The sequence below is a fragment of the Devriesea agamarum genome (assembly GCF_900070355.1).
Taxonomy (GTDB): Bacteria; Actinomycetota; Actinomycetes; order Actinomycetales; family Dermabacteraceae; genus Devriesea; species Devriesea agamarum.
The window spans coordinates 2863957-2881474 of the sequence record NZ_LN849456.1 but is presented as its reverse complement, the minus strand read 5'-3'; the positions used below and the strand labels follow the sequence as shown (position 1 = coordinate 2881474).

General features: G+C 61.0%; 16 protein-coding genes. 5 read left to right on the top strand and 11 right to left on the bottom strand.

The genetic code is table 11. The features are described from left to right. Positions 1-73: 73 nt before the first annotated feature. The 3 genes from BN1724_RS12095 to BN1724_RS12085 all read right to left on the bottom strand — a co-directional run bounded on the left by BN1724_RS12095 (position 74) and on the right by BN1724_RS12085 (position 2648). Positions 74-469 carry a DUF3040 domain-containing protein gene (locus BN1724_RS12095; RefSeq protein ID WP_058235566.1) on the bottom strand — a complete coding sequence of 132 codons (396 nt, stop codon included), beginning with the start codon at positions 467-469 and terminating at the stop codon, positions 74-76. 143 nt (positions 470-612) lie between these two features. After that, on the bottom strand, positions 613-1818 hold the full coding sequence (gene dinB, locus BN1724_RS12090; protein WP_269447061.1) for a DNA polymerase IV: 1206 nt from the start codon (positions 1816-1818) through the stop codon (positions 613-615). Between the two features lie 236 nt (positions 1819-2054). Further along, positions 2055-2648, bottom strand: a complete 594-nt coding sequence (locus BN1724_RS12085; protein ID WP_157085891.1) for an SAV_6107 family HEPN domain-containing protein — start codon at positions 2646-2648, stop codon at positions 2055-2057. A 238-nt stretch (positions 2649-2886) separates the two neighbouring features. Here BN1724_RS12085 and BN1724_RS12080 point away from each other — a divergent pair, with 238 nt between their 5' ends. After that, entirely contained in the window at positions 2887-3810 is a 924-nt protein-coding gene (locus BN1724_RS12080) for a spermidine synthase (protein ID WP_157085890.1), read from the top strand. On the opposite strand, the gene BN1724_RS12075 is transcribed toward BN1724_RS12080, so the two are convergent. Next, on the bottom strand, positions 3758-3964 hold the full coding sequence (locus tag BN1724_RS12075; RefSeq protein WP_058235564.1) for a cold-shock protein: 207 nt from the start codon (positions 3962-3964) through the stop codon (positions 3758-3760). The two genes, BN1724_RS12080 and BN1724_RS12075, sit on opposite strands and share 53 nt — an antisense overlap. Positions 3965-4205: 241 nt before the next feature. After that, on the bottom strand, positions 4206-5138 hold the full coding sequence (locus BN1724_RS12070) for a proteasome assembly chaperone family protein (protein ID WP_058235563.1): 933 nt from the start codon (positions 5136-5138) through the stop codon (positions 4206-4208). A gap of 230 nt (positions 5139-5368) precedes the next feature. Here BN1724_RS12070 and BN1724_RS12065 point away from each other — a divergent pair, with 230 nt between their 5' ends. Beyond that, on the top strand, positions 5369-7696 hold the full coding sequence (locus tag BN1724_RS12065) for a HelD family protein (protein ID WP_058235562.1): 2328 nt from the start codon (positions 5369-5371) through the stop codon (positions 7694-7696). A 108-nt stretch (positions 7697-7804) separates the two neighbouring features. On the opposite strand, the gene nrdR is transcribed toward BN1724_RS12065, so the two are convergent. Both nrdR and BN1724_RS12055 read right to left on the bottom strand, forming a co-directional pair. Continuing rightward, positions 7805-8299, bottom strand: a complete 495-nt coding sequence (gene nrdR, locus BN1724_RS12060) for a transcriptional regulator NrdR (protein ID WP_058236018.1) — start codon at positions 8297-8299, stop codon at positions 7805-7807. Positions 8300-8376: 77 nt separating this feature from the next. Then, on the bottom strand, positions 8377-8817 hold the full coding sequence (locus tag BN1724_RS12055; RefSeq protein ID WP_058235561.1) for a LysM peptidoglycan-binding domain-containing protein: 441 nt from the start codon (positions 8815-8817) through the stop codon (positions 8377-8379). Between the two features lie 209 nt (positions 8818-9026). On the opposite strand from BN1724_RS12055, the gene lexA reads away from it, so the two are divergent. Then, positions 9027-9737: a transcriptional repressor LexA gene (lexA, locus tag BN1724_RS12050; protein ID WP_058235560.1), complete on the top strand. Its 711-nt coding sequence runs from the start codon at positions 9027-9029 to the stop codon at positions 9735-9737. A gap of 63 nt (positions 9738-9800) precedes the next feature. Here the strand turns inward: lexA and BN1724_RS12045 are convergent, their stop codons facing one another. After that, positions 9801-11852, bottom strand: coding sequence for an ATP-dependent DNA helicase (locus BN1724_RS12045; protein ID WP_058235559.1), 2052 nt, complete (start codon positions 11850-11852; stop codon positions 9801-9803). A gap of 201 nt (positions 11853-12053) precedes the next feature. Beyond that, on the bottom strand, positions 12054-13664 hold the full coding sequence (hflX, locus tag BN1724_RS12040; protein WP_407919308.1) for a GTPase HflX: 1611 nt from the start codon (positions 13662-13664) through the stop codon (positions 12054-12056). 195 nt (positions 13665-13859) lie between these two features. On the opposite strand from hflX, the gene BN1724_RS12035 reads away from it, so the two are divergent. After that, positions 13860-14492, top strand: a complete 633-nt coding sequence (locus BN1724_RS12035; RefSeq protein WP_058235558.1) for a class I SAM-dependent methyltransferase — start codon at positions 13860-13862, stop codon at positions 14490-14492. An 85-nt stretch (positions 14493-14577) separates the two neighbouring features. Here BN1724_RS12035 and BN1724_RS12030 read toward each other — a convergent pair whose 3' ends face one another. Together BN1724_RS12030 and miaA are read right to left on the bottom strand one after the other, a co-directional pair. Beyond that, positions 14578-15795 (bottom strand): diaminopimelate epimerase, encoded by a 1218-nt coding sequence (locus BN1724_RS12030; protein ID WP_231928250.1) that lies wholly within the window; start codon positions 15793-15795, stop codon positions 14578-14580. Positions 15796-15836: 41 nt separating this feature from the next. Then, the gene (miaA, locus tag BN1724_RS12025) at positions 15837-16751 is read right to left on the bottom strand and encodes a tRNA (adenosine(37)-N6)-dimethylallyltransferase MiaA (RefSeq protein ID WP_058235556.1); all 915 of its coding nucleotides are present in this window, start codon (positions 16749-16751) and stop codon (positions 15837-15839) included. 224 nt (positions 16752-16975) lie between these two features. Between miaA and BN1724_RS12020 the strand changes: the two genes are divergently transcribed. Then, positions 16976-17488: a type III secretion system chaperone family protein gene (locus BN1724_RS12020; protein ID WP_058235555.1), complete on the top strand. Its 513-nt coding sequence runs from the start codon at positions 16976-16978 to the stop codon at positions 17486-17488. Positions 17489-17518 lie beyond the last annotated feature (30 nt).

Genomic DNA, 17518 nt, shown 5'->3' with positions numbered 1-17518 from the left:
CTGCATCTGATCTGTGCGCCGAGAGCGCGAGATGTTGACGCCACTAAGGCGCGAAAGGTGTAACCGATTGAAATCAGCGGCGGCGATCGTCGCCGCGCTGGTCCCAGCGTTCCTCGAATTTCCGCATGAACCCGTTGCGACCTTTTGCCGGGTGCGCTGCCCGCGCCCGCAGACCTTCTTCGTCGATGGTCACGAGCTTCGATTTCTGTTTGCCCGGGGTGATCATGAGGATTGCTCCGGCGAGCATCACTAAGAACCCGCCTACGCCGAGCCACACCATGGGGATAGATACCGCCAGGATTAAAAGTGCGAGCCCGGCGAGAATTAACAGGACCCCAAGTCCCATCCGTCCGCGACCTCGTCGCATTCGAGGACCTTCACCCAGCGAGCGGGCAAGATCTGGATCTTCGGCCAACAGCTGACGTTCCATTTCGGCGAGCATCCGCTGCTCATATTCGGACAGTGGCATCTCGACCTCCTCGGTTTCTCGCCCGCCTACTTGTCGACCACGTTAGTGTTCCTCCAGCATAGAACCCAAAACAGGGGATGTCATTCACAGGGATGACACCTTGGTCACGTACCGCCCAATGCCGTCAGGTCAGCGGTCGCTAGCTAGCGGTTAACCTGCTCGTCATGCGCATCGTCATGCGTTTTCACCGGTTGAGGTGGGGCCATGGTGGACCCTCGCGATAGCACTGCCGAACCATATTTGTTACGAGCTCGATCCATCGCGGACTCAAGATCTGACCATCCCGGGCGCGTTCCAAGCTCCTCCTGCAGGGACAACCCCTCGGTTGTGCGCAGGTGTTCTGTGCGCACGCCAAGTAGCCGAACCCGGTACCCGTCTGCCCCCAATCGGTCCCATAGCGAGGTCGCAGCTTGCCGCACTCGTTCACCGCTGGTGGTCCACTCCGGAAGAGTCGACGACCGGGTCACGGTGTGCCCGTCACCGAACCGGACCTTAATGCTCACAGTCCGGGCGCACTGCCGGTGCCGGCGCAATGAGGACGCGACGTCGTCCGCCATCCGCGTGAGTTCCCGGCGGATGACTACGGGGTCAGTGAGGTCCGTGTCGTAGGTATGTTCGGTGCCCACGCTTTTTTCGACCCGTTCCGCAGTGACCGGGGTATCGTCCTGCCCTTGAGCGACGCGAGAAATATATGCGGCGTGCGCTCCGAAAACTCGCTGCATTGTTCCTTGGGGGACTGCACGAAGATCCCCGACTGTCCGCACCCCGAGGTTATGCAGTTTGGCTGCGGCGACCGAGCCGATCCCTGATAAGGCCTCGACCGGGAGAGGCGCGAGGAAACCAGGGGTGTGTGCCGTGGGCACGACCAGCATCCCATCTGGTTTTGCACGTGCGGAGGCAATTTTGGCCACTGATTTGGATGCGGCCACTCCGACGCTGCACGGCAGCCCCAGTTCCGTACGAATCCGTGTGCGGATCAAGGTCGCGATGTCCGGCGGGGCCCCGAAATGGCGGATTGCCCCGGAGACGTCGAGGAATGCTTCGTCAATGCTTATCTGCTGCACCTGGGCACTGATACCGTGCAGGATTGCCATGACCTCGCGCGACACTTCCCGGTAGTGGGCGATCCGAGGGGGAACGATCACTAAGTCCGGGCAAAGCCGCCTAGCTTTCCCCATCGGCATTGCGGAACGCACCCCATAGCGACGAGCGGGATAACTCGCCGCCGCCACCACCGCTCTCGGCCCAACACCTCCGACGACGACCGGCCGCCCCCTCAACGCGGGATCGTCGCGAATTTCGACCGAAGCGAAAAAGGAGTCCATGTCGACGTGGAGGATAGCGCCCACGTCCTCAGTCCCCACTTGCGCCCCCTTACCGTGGCCGTATCACCTGTTGTCTTGGGCTGTTGCACCGCCCGCACCACACCATATCCCTACCAATATCCCTCACGATTGGTCGGCTTCGCTCCTGCGCAAAGGCGCCGTCTGTTCACATCGGGCGCTATCTGCTCTGCTTTGCGCCCGCCTCTTGACCTCACGGGAGCCGCCCTGCCTTGCCTTATCCATGATTGAGCAGCAACACTTCACGCCGCCGACGCAATCGCGGCAAGACCCGCTTGATCTTTCACCACATGCTCAGTCACCGCCATCAAAAAACTTGATGTCAATGAGAGATGCTCCTCTACAATCCCCGGGGCTGGAGCCAGATCCTCTCGCCCCCGCAGACGCTCCCGTTCAGCGACCATTCCCGCAAACCTTTCACTCCACGCAGCCCAGTCATCACCACATGCAGCCAAGGCCACCCACGCATTTAGCGGAAGCCGACGTTTCCTCTGCCGGTTGCGCCGATTCACAATGACCCCCGCACTGCGTAAGGCCACCCGGTGAACAGCCTCGAAACGAGCCCTCTGGGCATCGCGTTCACCCGCGCGTTCAGGGCATCCCACCGCCACTCCTGGAACCGCAGCTCCGGCATCGCCCACCATCACCGCATCGTGCCCACTGGCGATTTCCGGTTCCACCGCGAGCAGAACCTTACGGATACGTTCTAGCTCATCGAGATCTGCGTCATCCTTGCGTCGCTGATCCCGCAGCGACCGCCCTGCCACAGCCTGCGCTGAGTGCCACCCCCGCCCGACCGATGGCCTGGCCCGATTCATCAGCGTTGCCTTGCCCACGAGAATCACCTCTTGTCATCTATCCACGCCACGCCACGGTTTCTCACCCCTCACGCTGCCGGTGAGACCTCACCAACCGACACCCCGGGATCCGAGCTTGACCACCGCACCGCGGCCCGATCTATCCACATCCACAACGCTAAGAAGGGGGTATGACATACGAAGTTCGACCCCTCGGCACCACCTGTTGCTCGACGGCTTCACAGCGATATGAGCAGATCACCGATACTGTGGCGCCATGAGCCCTCGCCGCCGCCCTGCACCACTCTCCGCCTCGCGTTCCCGCAAGCGGGACAACGCACCCCAGCCACCCTTTGATCAGGATGTCCCCATTGACACCGGCATCGCCCGACTCGCCAGGGAAAACGACGGATCGGTAGTTCTCTACGTCAATGGAGTCCCCAGCTCACAGCATCACCCCGAACCGTCAGTCCTGATTTTCGAGTATCAGCGCTGGATGCACACCGTGATTTCCTGCGTTCTTCGAGACCGTGAGACCGCGCATGAGCGTTCGCATGCCAGCGGTCCACGGATCGCACATCTGGGGGGCGGGGGCTGTTCCCTACCCCGTGCCCTTGCTGCCACTCACCCCACCGCACAGCAGACAGTGGTGGAAATTGATGGCGCTCTAGTGCGCAACGCGAGGACCTGGTTCGATCTGCCTCGCTCCCCCCGCCTTCGCATCCGAGAAGACGACGCGGTTCGAGCCGTCCAGCAGTGGTCTGATAACAAATTCGACATTGTGACCCGCGACGTTTTCTCCGGGGACACCACCCCACGCAGCGTGCGCGACCTCGGGTTCACCCGGCATATTTCCCGGATACTCGCGCCCGGTGGCTTGTACATTGCCAACTGCGCTGACCGGCCAGGATTCGGTCTATTGGCTGACGAAGTGGCTACGGCCAGCGCTGTGTTTCCCCACGTCAATGTGGTGGCAGAACCCGGACAACTAAAGAACCGGCGGTACGGGAATTACCTCGTACTCGCCGGTTCACAGCCTATCCCCACGGCCTTAGACCGTGAGCTCAGGCGGGATGCAGTGACAGTGCGCTTAGTCTCTGATACCGATCTTCACCGGATCGCGCAAAGCGGCACCATCACCGATGTCATCACGACAGGGGCCGCACCTTCTCAGCCTGCGGACCCTTCGTCCCCTGGATGACCTCGAACTCCACACGCTGTCCCTCGTTGAGGGCACGGTAGCCGTCCATCTCAATCTGACTGTGGTGAACGAAGATATCGGCGCCTCCGCCGTCGACCTCGATAAAGCCGAAGCCCTTTTCAGCGTTGAACCATTTGACCGCGCCCTGCGCCATCTGTACTCCCTAAATTTGGTAGCTCGAAGCTACCTTGAAATGCTTGCTACATCAGCGGTTGCCGTCGGGGCCGACCGCGTCGACGGGATTTCGAGTCATCTAGATCACGCCACTGCAGCCCGTCCATCATGTCACGGGATACAGCTCAACAGACCGCCACAGCCCAAAGTGAGGTTACGAACACATAACAAAATCTTGTGGGAATAAATCCGTAAGCTCGGGAAACAGGGCCGTATCGGACTCACCGGTCATCAGATGCCGGTGGTTCCTGGGTCGCCAAGAACCGCTCAAAATGATCCCCGATTTCAGCCGCGGTCGGCATATCAACCGTGGTGGCTAACAGCGATGACCCGTCCGCATCCTGCAGCGAATCGTACTGTTCCTCGAGCTCCGCAACCATGCGGAGCATTTCATCGTTGTCCTTAACCGTGCCCTCAAGCGTTTTCGCCGCGGCTTCAGCCATATCGCCGAGATTCACCAGCGGAATATCCAACCGAGCAGCCTCCGAAACCCGCCGCAAAAGCGCAAGCGCACCCGCGGGGAAGTCCGAGCGAGTCAAATAATGGGGAATTTGTGCGGCATACCCCAACGCATCGTGCCCTTCCGCCCCCAGCATCGTCTCGAGCATGGCGTAAAAACCTGCAGGTACCACAAATTCAGCTGTGGCTTCTGTATCCCGGTCAACCTCACCCAGCAGGCCCTCATCCGTCGCATGGGCAACCAATCCAATCGGACGGGTATGCGGAACCGCCATCGGAATCGCGTGCATACTCACCGTCAGATCGACCTCGAAATACTCCACGATGTCGATTAGTGCCCGCGACATGCGCCGCCACTGCAAATCAGGTTCCGGACCGTCGAGAAACAAAAACGGCCGGTCTGCCTCGTCATACATGAGGTACAGGGCAATCTCAGGAATCTCAAGCGGACCAAAAGCACGACCGGTAAAGATGGTCTGCGGTCGCGAGCCGCGATAATCCAGAATTTCGTCGGTCTCAAATGTGAGCAGCCGAACCGTGCGCAACGTGTCCTTCAAATAGGTCGATGCAATCCGGCAGGCATTACCCGCATCAATAAACCCAGGCAGCGCATGAACCAGCACCAGCCCACCCCGTGGCACCGCAGCCACGACCTCGTCAGATGCAAATGTGTACAGCTCTCGCGGGTCGCGCATCAGTTTCGCCTCCCCGTCGTCTCGTATTCCACTGTGCATCCGCCGGATCGGGGCCTTGTCGTCATTCAGATGTCCACGGCATAAGCAGATCATGTCGTCTGAGCTTTCGACCCCGAGCGCGTTCCACCATAATGGAACACTGCGCCTTGCCGCCAAGTGGATGCGACACAAACATCACCCGGCGACACCCAGAGCGCAGCTACCACCGACGACCAGGGGCAGGAACAGCAGTGACTCAGCCCGCGCAGGGACCCGATCCCCAGGAAGAAATCGCCGCCGAGCAACAATATGTCGACCGCCTGTACCAGCGGCTCGACCAGATCCGCACGCAGATCGGCGGTCAGCTCAGCAAGGTTCAGCGTTCTCAGCACGCCTCCACCCATCAAAACCGGTCAGAACGCGACGCCTTCGCCGCGATGTACCAGGACCGCCTGGCACTACTCGACTCGGTCAGTAACAACGTCGTCTTTGGCCGCCTCGACGGCGACGACCAAGTGACGCACTATATCGGTCGCATTGGCCTATTCACTCCAGACCGTCACCAGCTACTCGTTGACTGGCGAGCCCCCGCGGCAGCAGCGTTCTACCAGGCCACCCCCGCGGCACGTCAGGGAGTGCGCTTGCGCCGGCATCTAGTGACCCGGGGCCGCACCGTCGTCGGCCTCGAGGACGACGTGCTGGATTCCCGCCTGCTCGAGGACGCCGATGCCGGGTCCCATGTGCTTCAGGGAGAAGGAGCTTTGCTCGCTTCCCTGCGGGCTCAACGCACCGGCCGCATGGGAGAAATCGTCGCGACCATCCAGGCCGAGCAGGATCGCATCATCCGGGCGAAGACTCGCGGTGTGCTCATTGTCCAGGGCGGGCCCGGAACGGGTAAAACCGCGGTCGCACTGCACCGCGCCGCCTATCTGCTGTACACCCACCGCCGCAAACTCGAGCATTCCGGGGTGCTGGTGGTCGCTCCCACTCGCGGTTTCCTGCGGTATATCGAACGCGTACTACCTTCCCTGGGCGAATCAGGGGTTCTGATGCTCACCCCGGGTGAGCTTTTCCCCGGCGTGAGCACCGAGCTTCGCGATGCACCCGACACTGCCCGTCTCAAGGGCGATACGAGAATGGCGACACTGCTAGCCCGCGCTGTAAAAGACCGTCAGAGGATTCCCCAGCGCGACCAAAAGGTACGCCTGGACGGGGTCGAATTCGTTGTCCGTGTAAGCGATCTCGCTGCGGCGCGCAAAGATGCCCGCGCCACCCGGAAACCCCATAACCAAGCTCGTTCCGTGTTCGTGCGCAGCGCCTTAGACCGGATTCTGGTTCGGTATGAGCGCGCTTTGGCTACCCGAGGCTTGGTCGTCACCCCTGAGGAAAGCAGCGAACGGCTGGATGATCTTCGGCGCCACCCCGGTATCAGGAAGCTGCTCAATTTATGCTGGCTTCCCTACACGCCACAGTCCTTCTTAAATATTCTTTTCGCTCATCCGGAGCGACTGCACGCGGCAGATCCATCCTTAACACCCGGTCAGGTTGATCTACTGGCCCGTCCGAAAGGCTCCCCGTGGACCGTCGATGACGTTCCGCTTTTGGATGAGGCGGCCGAGATTTTGGGTGAGGACGACGAAGTGGAGCGCGTTCTCAATGCCCGCGCCCACGCACAGCGGGAACAAAATCTGGATTATGCCCGTGGAGTGTTGGCGAACATCGACACTGACGGGTTGGTTCGGGCGGAAGACCTCGCTGATCGCATGGAGGTTCGTACCGGTCTGCGCAGCATCGCCGAGCGTGCCCTGGAGGATCGACAGTGGACGTTCGGACACGTTGTTGCCGACGAAGCGCAGGAACTGTCGGCTATGGCCTGGCGGGTTCTTATGCGCCGGTGTCCCACCAAGTCCTTCACCGTGGTTGGCGATATTGCCCAGACCTCATCCGCTGCCGGTGCTGACCGCTGGGGTGCTGCACTGTCTCCTTTTGTGGGCGACAGGTATCAGCTCACCGAACTTACCGTGAATTACCGTACCCCGCGGCGCATTATGGATCGTGCAGTGGAGACGGCCCGGCAGGCAGGCTTGCACGTCACACAGGTACAGTCGGTGCGCAACGGTGATCACGATGTCGCTACTCACCGGGTGGAGCCTGAGGCGATATCGAGTTTGTGCGCACGCCTCATCATGGGTCATCTCCGTGCTGACCAGGGCCGGGTGGCGGTGATCTGCCCGTCACAGACTGCGCAGTCTCTTCAGGCGACGCTCACATCCGTGTTACTGCACGATCCCTGTCGTGGGAGTCAGGAGCAGGGCACGTCGCGGGCGCTGCTGGGTGATCGCATTGGGCTCGGTAGCGGGGGCATTGACGACATCGTCGCTGTGATGACGGCTGAGCAGGCTAAGGGGCTTGAGTTTGACGATGTCATCATCGTGGAACCGGCGCAGATTCTTCGTGCTCATCGACGGGGTGCAAATGATCTTTACGTGGCGATGACCCGGTCCACTCGCAGGCTGGACATCGTGCACAGCGAAGACCTTCCGGCCGGAATCTGTGCCACGCACAAGCCTCAGCAATGAGGGAGCGGCAGACCAATCTAGGTGTTAAAGCATGAAAAAGCCGGTGGTCTTGGCTTCCCCTCCATGACCACCGGCTCTGCGCGGCAGAACCGCACGACCATATGATACCTAGATTTCTGAGGTGTCTCGACCATCCTGAGAATTTGGGGGTGATCCCCGGTGTTCTCCACGCAAAGCGGCGATGGCGGCGTCGAAATCCTCCAGCGATTCAAAGCTCTGATAGACCGAGGCAAACCTCAGATAGGCCACGAGGTCGAGTTCTTTGAGCGGCTCAAGAATCGCCAAACCAACCCCCATGGAGTCGATCTCCGCCTGTCCGCTTGCTCGGACCGACTCTTCAACTTTTTGCGCGAGGACAGCGAGCTCATCCTCGGTCACTGGCCGCCCCTGGCAGGCCTTGCGCACGCCAGAAATGACCTTTGCCCGGCTAAAGGGTTCACTAACCCCAGATCTCTTATTGACAACCAGCGATGCCGATTCCGTGGTTGAGAACCTCCGCCCACACGACGGGCATTGACGGCGGCGCCGGATGGTCACCCCGTCATCAGAGGTACGGGAGTCAACCACCCGGGAATCAGGGTGTCGGCAGAAAGGACAGTGCACACCAGGCATCTTAACGGTCGCAGCAGATAGACGACCGCCCAACCTCCGGATATTAAGCAATCAGAGCCTTGAAGTCATCAACCCGCAGGCACGTACAGGGCCGTCCCCGCCGAGACCTGCTCATTTGGAAGGTGATTGATCTCCCGAAGGTGTCGCACATTGTCTTGAACCGTCAGGGAGTCATCCCCGTAACGCTCTGCGAGATTCCATAAGGTCTCCCCCGGCTGAACCATGACCACTGCCAGCTCGTCGGGATGGCGCCCGCCGGCCATAGCCGCAGGGATATCGACAATGAATAGCGACAGCAGCATGCTCACAATTGCCGCCCCAAGCAGCATGGTCACCACAATGCGCCCGCGAGTCGTCAACCGCATGCGCGCTGAGACCGCCGGGCGGGCGGAGGATACGTTAGGCGTCTGTGACCCATCACGCACCACGAACAGATGCCGCTGACCGCCGCATGCGAGGGCGCCTACACCACATGCGTGCTGCTGATTACTCACTGCGAGAGGGCTCATGTTCGAACTCCTGTTCGATCGAATGTTTGTTCGACTATAAATCCAAACCGCCGTTCCAGCAAGAGATGATCGAACATCTGTTTGATCTTGTGCTCGGACCCCTCTACGCTGGACATACCCACTGCACCAAGGGGGTATGACAAACGAGAGACACCGCGCTCCGACCGGCTCCGACCGGCGGTCGCGGCGACATGGGAGGCGGACGGCACATGGCACGCACCGACCACACAGGGCAGTCGCAACATCCAGATAAGTCCCCCGCCCCCGACACCCTGACACCTCGCCAGCGTCGCATCCTCGAAAAAATCGCCAGCGCTATCCAACACCGGGGATACCCGCCGAGCATGCGCGAAATCGGTGATGCAGTGGGGCTAAACTCGCCCTCGTCCGTGTCCCACCAGCTGCAAGCCTTAGAGCGCAAAGGGTTTCTGCGGCGCGACCCCAAGCGTCCTCGCGCCATGGAAATTGTGATGCCCGACGAGGACGGTGCCGCCAGCCTCCCCGAGCCGAGTGACATCGTGGTTGGAGCTGGCGTTACGGCTGGGACAAGCGTTGCAGTCCCACTTGTGGGGCGCATTGCCGCCGGTGCACCCATCACCGCCGAAGAACACGTCGAAGACGTGTTCACCTTGCCCCAACAGCTGGTCGGCAGCGGCGACCTTTTCCTCTTAAAAGTCAGCGGCGACTCCATGGTGGATGCCGCTATCTGCGATGGCGACTGGGTAGTTATCCGGAGACAACAAATTGCCGAGCCGGGAGAAATTGTGGCGGCCATGCTGGATGGTGAAGCGACCGTCAAAACCTTCAAACGCGCCGACAATCACGTATGGCTCATGCCGCACAACCCAGCGTTCACGCCCATACTTGGCGATCATGCTGAAATTCTTGGCAAGGTCGTAGCGGTGCTGCGCGCAATCTAGCCCTGGAACGCGGCTTCTAGACCGAACGACCCATCCCATCTAGCTCCTCATCCCGTAACACCCTCACCTAGAGCGAACCGACTGGGATAGCCTGCGCAAAGCCCCCAGCGCCACCTCCGGATCGCTGGTACGCCACAGCGGAGGCATCGCGCTGAGCAGATAGCCGCCATACCTCGCCGTGGCTAGGCGAGGATCGAGCACCGCAACCATCCCGCGGTCTGTGTCCGAACGAACCAGACGTCCGGCCCCCTGGGCCAGTAATAATGCTGCATGCTGAGCCGACACGCTCATGAATCCATTGCCGCCACGCGCCGAAATATGCTCTTGACGAGCCGAAGTCAGTGGATCGTCCGGACGCGGGAACGGAATCCGGTCTATGAGCACCAACCGGCAGGCATCCCCCTGCACGTCCACGCCTTGCCACAGCGATAGCGTCCCAAAAAGACTCGTATGCGTTTCCTGACGAAAAACGCTCACCAACCTGCCCACACTGTCTTCACCCTGCACTGCAATGGGCAAACTACTGCGTTCACGCACATGTTGAGCTGCGGCTTCCGCCGCACGCCGCGAGGAAAACAGGCCGAGCACCCCACCGTCGGATGCTTCCACCAACTCCACCACATGATCCAGCATTGCCAGGCTCGGCCCTTCCCGGCCGGGGGTCGGTAAATGCCTGGCGATATAGAGAATCCCCTGTTTCTCGTAATCGAACGGGCTCCCCACGTCGATACCGGACCACAGTTTATTCTCACCGTCAGGCACCTGCAGATAAGAATCCTCATCCTCGGGGCGGCGATCGCGCGGATCCAGTCCTACGGCACCGGCAGGCGACTCAAAGCGATCCGCAAACGCGAGCGTGGCCGAGGTCATCACCGTCGTGCGCTGGCTAAGAATCTTCGAGCGCATAGACCCGGCGATGGATAGGGGCGCAACCAGCAAGCTCAGTCTGCCGTTGGCTTCACCGCGCGAAATCCACACCACATCCCCTTCGCGCTCATCAACCACCCTCCGCGCCACATCGCAGATCTCTTGCAAAGCTGTCCGCGCGTTCTTACGGGCGCCAGCGGTCGATCCCGCACCGTCATCCCCGGCAGCCCGAGCATCGGCGTGAAGCTGCCGGGCTTCCGCTTCCAAAACCACCAGGGCGTCGGTCAGCACTTCTGGGAGCCCGTTTGGAAGACGCCCCTCCCCCACATCACCGAGCGCCTTCGACAGGGCCTCTCCCGCTTCTTCCAGCGCAGTCGCCGGGAGCCCAAGCTGACGCACAGCCCGGCCCGCACCGCGCACGGCACCGTGCGTCAGTATTTTGGTGACAGCCGAAGTGACCCGGGCCGTGAGTTCATGGGCTTCATCAAAGACAACGACGTCATGCGCCGGAATAATGCCATGCCCTGAGAAAGCATCGACCGCGAGCAGGGCGTGATTCGTCACGATCAGATCAACTCCACGCGCGATGTCCCGGTTGCGCTCAGCGAAGCACTCACCCACCATCGGGCACGAGGTACCGAGACATTGCGAACCGGTGACCGATACTTGCCGCCACGCCCGATCACTGACCGGCATATCCAGGGCGTCGCGATCACCGGTATCGGTCTGCTCAGCCCAATCCCTCAAACGCCGTATCTGATCACCCAAACGCTCACTGGTCAACGTATCCCCGGAAGGGGAATGCACACTCGCTTCAGCAAACAGCGCACCCGGTTCGATGTCATCGGGGTAACCGCCGGCCACCTTATGCAGGCACACATAGTTTGCACGGCCCTTAAGGAGACAAAAACTGGGAGTCCGAGGCAAAAGCGGGGCAAGCGCCTCCACCAGCCGCGGTAAGTCTTTGGTGACAATCTGTGCTTGCAACGCAATGGTGGCCGTGGAGACCACCACCGGCTTACCTGTGCGCACAGCGCGCGCCAAAGCCGGAACCAAGTACCCCAGCGATTTACCGGTTCCGGTGCCCGCCTGAACCAGTAGGTGCCGACCCGATTCCATCGCGCGCTGAACAGCCCCGGCCATGCGTTGCTGCCCCCGCCGGGGATTTCCTCCCACCGCTCGCACAGCTGCGTCCATGAGCGCGTCAAGGTCGTCTTGGGGCTCGTTGGCAGTGGCGGAGGATGTCACCGAGACAGGCTAGTACCTAGCCCGTCTCACGTTTTCAAGGCGCGCGGAGAACTCTGCGAGGGTATACGTATGTATCTCCTCGCGTGATGCACTCCTTGTCTCACCGGGGCTCGAGATGACCACTGACCACTGACCACGAAGGATAGCCGCGCCAAGCTGAGACCGCCGAGTGATGACCGACATCACTCGGCGGCTTCCGTCTCAGTGCTCAGCCGGGTCCGCCTGTACGGCCACTGCGTGAAGCTCCGCGGCGAGCCCCGCATCCACCAACGCATGCAACCGGGTGCCGTCGGCCTCATGGGATTCCGCCAGAATCCGGCCCCCGTCATATGCTCGCGACACTAGGTCGCCGCGGGTGTAAGGAACTACCACATCGACCTCAGACTGCGGGCGAGGTAACCGGTCCGCAATGATCGAACGCAGCTCGTCAATTCCTTCGCCTGTGCGAGCCGACACGGTACAGGAGTCGCGCACCTGACTGCGCAGACGCGCGATCGTCTCCGGTTCTGTGAGATCACATTTGTTAAAGACGATCACTTCGGGAACATCGAAACCCTCAATGTCAGCGAATACCGCCCGGACGGCCTGGATCTGACCTTCAGGGTCCGGGTGAGACGCATCGACGACATGCAGCAGAAGGTCTGCGTCAGCTACTTCTTCCAAAGTGGAACGGAAAGCTTCAACCAGTTCATGCGGCAAGTGCCGAACAAAACCCACGGTGTCCGCGAACGTGAACTCGCGTCCGTCGGGAGTTTCAGCCCGACGCACCGTCGGATCGAGGGTGGCAAACAGCGCGTTTTCCACCAGCACCCCGGCCCCAGTCAGTCGATTGAGCAACGATGACTTCCCGGCATTGGTGTAACCAGCAATTGCCACACTCGGCACCTTGTGGCGTTTACGATCAGCGCGCTTAGCCTCCCGGGCGGGTTTCATTTCCTTGATTTCACGACGCAGTTTGGCAATCCGCGACCGGATACGGCGGCGGTCCAACTCAATTTTGGTTTCACCGGGGCCGCGAGAACCGATCCCAGCGCCTGCCGCTACACGCCCACCTGCCTGCCGGGACATCGATTCGCCCCACCCACGCAGCCTCGGCAGTAAATACTCCAGCTGTGCAAGTTCAACCTGCGCTTTGCCTTCCCGAGACCTCGCATGCTGGGCAAAGATATCCAGGATCAGCGCGGTCCGGTCGATAACCTTGACCTTCACCACGTCTTCTAAGGCGCGACGCTGAGAGGGGGCTAGAGCCCCGTCGACAATCACCGTATCTGCCCCGCAGCCTGCAACGATATCGGCAAGTTCCTGCGCCTTACCCCGTCCGAGGAAGGTCGACGGGTCGGGATGGTGGCGCCGCTGCATCACCCCGTCAAGCACATCGGACCCCGCTGTTTCGGCGAGCGCCGCCAGTTCCCGCAGGCTGTTTTCCGCATCCTCCACACCACCGGAGGTAAACAGGCCTGCGAGCACCACCTTTTCGAGGCGCAGCGAACGGTATTCCACCTCAGTGACGTCTTCGAGTTCCGTCGAAAGACCGTGCACTCGCCGCAGAGCGTGGCGGTCAGCCAAATCGAACTGGTCCCCGTCGGCATCCGACACATAGGTGACATCGGAAATTGAGGCATCGGGGCGGGCCAGAATCCTGGCGGTGAGGTCATCCCCGCGCGAACTGGGTGAGGATCCCTTCCGCTCCCGTCCCGGCTGCCGATCCTTCGACAGATCATCGTGACTGGCAGTGGCGTCATCGTGCGCTGCGGTCTCGACATCTACGCGATCATCATCGGTGACAGTTTCTTCGTGGAAGGTAATTCTCACAATGCTCCTTTTCTTGCCGCCTCGGCCCGCCATAGCCAGCAGGCGGCTTACCGCCGCCAACCGACGGCCTACCGGACCCGCGACATTCACATGCGGTCGTGGTTGCCTTGCGTGGTGATTACAGAATCCCATGACCAACCCGGGAGGTCGAGGAATTTTACGGAGAGCTAACCTGCGCCCGGTATTCTGTGCCCGGTGAGCGATCACTATTTCACCCCGCAGAGCACCGCTAAAGAACAGCGCTTTCCACTATCCGTCACTCTGGCCGGTTCCCGCCGTGACCTCGTCAGCAGCGCCGGTGTGTTCAGCGCGAAAAGCCTCGACAAGGCAACTGCCCTATTACTTGCCCATGAAGATGAGCTTCCCCCCTTACCGGATACCGGTGATCTGCTCGACCTGGGTAGCGGATGGGGACCGATCGCTTTAACGCTCGCCTTGCGCAGGCCGCGGTGCCGAGTCTGGGCCGTGGACATTGCCGACCGTGCCCGGGAGCTGACCGCTGAAAACGCTGCCCGGCTCGGGCTAGAAAACGTCGAGGTATGCGCACCTGAGGATGTGCCCGCAGAGATTCAATTCCATGCCATCTGGTCTAATCCTGCGATCAGGATCGGTAAAGACGAGCTTCACCAAATGCTCGCCCTGTGGTTAGGGCGTCTACACCCAGACGGCACCGCGTCCATGGCGGTGGGTAAGAACCTCGGGGCCGATTCGTTGATGCGCTGGCTCGCAAGCCGTGATCCTGACCGGCCTGTTAACCGCACTGCCAGCGCAAAAGGATTTCGCATCCTCACGGTCGGCCCTAAGGCCCGTTCCGGTCCCAGCTTGTAACCTGCAGCGGTCGCCCGGGGTTACCGTCAGCTTTGGGGCACCGCTGTCTTTGAGGTAGGGCAAGCCCTGGACCCGCGTCCCGGCATTAGCGCCCCAGGGCGTGAGCCGCGGTGAGTTCAACCTCGCCGACGATCACCGCAGGCCCAGCCAACGTGACCTCGCGGGTTGTCGTATCAATCCCGACAGTCAGCACCCCGCCCGGAACCTCAATCTTCCAGGCAGTCCCGTCTTGGCGATTCTCAGCTTGCGGCTCGCACGCACCAGAGGGCCGGCCAGACACGTCACCGGAGGACGTGTCAGAACCGGGTATCGCATCAGCTTGCTGAGTCAGCACAGCCGCGACAGCACAGGCGCCGGTTCCGCACGACCAAGTCTCACCGACGCCGCGTTCGAGAATCCGGATGCGGGCCCGTCTGGGCCCAATGAGGGCAACAAGCTCAAGATTTGTCCCATCCGTCGGCACCGGGTCGATCTGCGGTGCGCGGGTGAGATCGACCGACTCCACCGCCTCGGGCGTGGGCATCACAGCCACCGTATGGGGATTGCCCATGGAGGCTTCGGTTGCACTCACCTCTTCTCGCTGACCATCCCGTCGGGTGAGGTAAACATGACTGCGCCCCAGGATGTCGTAGCGTCCCATACCGACACGCACCTGCCAGCCCTCGCCGTCGAGAGGGTTCTCGGGTCGTGCAAGAATTTCCACATCGCGGCGACCGGCGCGGGTCCAGATAGCGAATCGATCACCGAACGCCGAAAGTGTGGGTTTGTCCCGGCTTGCGAACCCGAACCCCGACTCTGGCACCAGGTTCTCCCGGGCGGCCATGCGCAAGAGTTGGACGGCAAAAACGCGCACTCCGTTACCGCACATTTCAGCGATTGACCCGTCCGCATTGCGATAGTCCATGAACCAGGTAGGGACGTCATCTGGCAGCTTCCCGAGACCTGCGGCGCGGGTGCGCACAATTCGGATCAGACCGTCGCCGCCGATCCCCTGGCGCCGATCGGTGAGGGTCCGCACGGCCTGAGCATCGAGTTGGATCTGCCCATCGGGGTCTTCAATAATCACGAAATCGTTCGCGGTTCCATGCCCCTTGGCGACTTTTACTGCGCTGCGCACGATTTTGTCGGCACTGTAGCTGGCACTTCGGATGGCCTGTTTCGCGGAGTACGCAGAATTGTGTTCCACAACCATAGCGTCGCGAGGGTTTGACACTGGGCTCTTCACATTGTCTTCGAGGGCATTACATGGGCCCGCGCAGGCTGTGGGATCTGGCCGGGAGGAAGGAGCGGACGCGTCAGTCATGCCAACACGCTAGTGGTCGGGAACCACCACGTCGAACCCGCTTAGTCATCAATGGCTTTCATGGCCCGTTCAATGAGGTCATCTCCGGGCAGCGCATCGACCCAGCGCACACGCTGATCCCGACGAAACCACGTGTCTTGTTTCCGTACTAACCGTCGGGTGCCGACTGTGGTCGCCTCAATAGCCTGATCGAGCGTCATCGTCCCGTCGAGGACAGCCAATGCCTGGGAATATCCAATCGCACGGGACGCAGTCTTTCCGCGGTCGAGCCCCTGCTCACGCAGATGCTGTGTCTCGTCTAGGAGACCCTCGGCAAACATGCGCCGAGCCCTCAGATCGATTCGCTGATGGAGGTGTTCACGGGGCATGCGCAGACCGATAGCGACCGTGTTGTCCAGATGCCATTGCGGCGGCGGGGCAACTGCGACAAAGGGTTTACCCGTCAGCTCCCCCACTTCGAGGGCACGGATCACGCGCCGCACATTGCTCGGGATAATTACCGAGGCAGCCTCGGGGTCGCGCTGTGTAAGCAGGTGATGCAATGCAGCCGGACCCTGCTGTTCTGCGATCGCTTCGTACCGTGCGCGCACAACAGGATCGGTTCCGGGCATGTCCATATGATCGGTCAATGCGCGCACATAGAGCCCGGACCCGCCAACCGCAATCGGCACCTTCCCACGGGCGCGGATTTCCTCGCAGATACGGCGCGCCTCTCGCTGGTAGGCCTTCACGGACGCTTCCTGGGTGACGTCCAGAACGTCGAGCAGATGATGGGGCACACCTTCGCGTTCTTCGCGCGTTACTTTAGCGGTGCCGATGTCCATCCCCCGGTAGAGCTGAAGCGCATCAGCATTGATGATCTCGCCGTTGAGGCGATGGGCTAGTTGAACGGCGAGCGCAGACTTTCCCGTCGCTGTGGCACCAACGACGACGAGCAGTGGCGGCGGAACAGTCATGCTCGCAGCCTAGTGGGGGTTACCCTGTTCATCCCAGCCGGATCAGCACGTGCCCAGTCAGACCATGCATGGGGTGGCCTGACTTAATCCCGTATCGACTTCGCACGGCAGACCGGGCTATGCAGACCTGGATACGAGGTCTTATGGGCGTACGGTCGGGCTTAAACGCAGGGTAGGCCCATTAACGTGCGGTCACCCCATAGACGTGCGGTAGGTTCGAGCCTGTGAGCACACCCTCGGACCCTTCTTTCTTTCGTTTAGGCGCCGCGACTCCTGAGGCGCTTCCCACCGTGACTGCCGGAAGAGTTCGAGCGCTTCTTGCGCAGCGCGGCGTCGATGCGCAGGTGAGCGAAACCGAGAGCGCGGAGATCATGCATGTCACGGTCGCTGGGTGCGACGTCATGGTGATCGTCAGCGGGGATGATGATCTGATGCAGTTCCGCGCGCGGTGGAACCAATCCGTGGATGCCGAGCGCATCGTGGAGATGCTGACGGTGATCAATGAATGGAACGGGAGCCGCCTGTGGCCTATGGGATACATTCTTCAAGACGGTGACGGCGTGCTCGGTTTGTACGCGGATATGTCCCTTGATGTGGCAACGGGCCTTACTGATAGCGCTCTGGAGCGATTTATTGGCCGGGCACTGGAAGCGCTGACCGAGTTCTTTGAATTTTTGGAGTCACGTCTTGTGCTCCCGCTCGAAGAGCTCGATAAGCCGGGGGCGTTTGGACTCTAAAGCGCGCTTGCCGGATCCATTCCCTTATCG

Excerpts from the sequence above, each read along its gene's own strand:
- BN1724_RS12030 (WP_231928250.1), bottom strand. The coding sequence starts at position 15,795 with ATGACTGACGCGTCCGCTCCTTCCTCCCGGCCAGATCCCACAGCCTGC.
- BN1724_RS12080 (WP_157085890.1), top strand. The coding sequence starts at position 2,887 with ATGAGCCCTCGCCGCCGCCCTGCACCACTCTCCGCCTCGCGTTCCCGC.
- miaA (WP_058235556.1), bottom strand. The coding sequence starts at position 16,751 with ATGACTGTTCCGCCGCCACTGCTCGTCGTCGTTGGTGCCACAGCGACG.
- lexA (WP_058235560.1), top strand. The coding sequence starts at position 9,027 with ATGGCACGCACCGACCACACAGGGCAGTCGCAACATCCAGATAAGTCC.
- BN1724_RS12075 (WP_058235564.1), bottom strand. The coding sequence starts at position 3,964 with ATGGCGCAGGGCGCGGTCAAATGGTTCAACGCTGAAAAGGGCTTCGGC.
- BN1724_RS12055 (WP_058235561.1), bottom strand. The coding sequence starts at position 8,817 with ATGAGCCCTCTCGCAGTGAGTAATCAGCAGCACGCATGTGGTGTAGGC.
- BN1724_RS12070 (WP_058235563.1), bottom strand. The coding sequence starts at position 5,138 with ATGCGCGACCCGCGAGAGCTGTACACATTTGCATCTGACGAGGTCGTG.
- BN1724_RS12095 (WP_058235566.1), bottom strand. The coding sequence starts at position 469 with ATGCCACTGTCCGAATATGAGCAGCGGATGCTCGCCGAAATGGAACGT.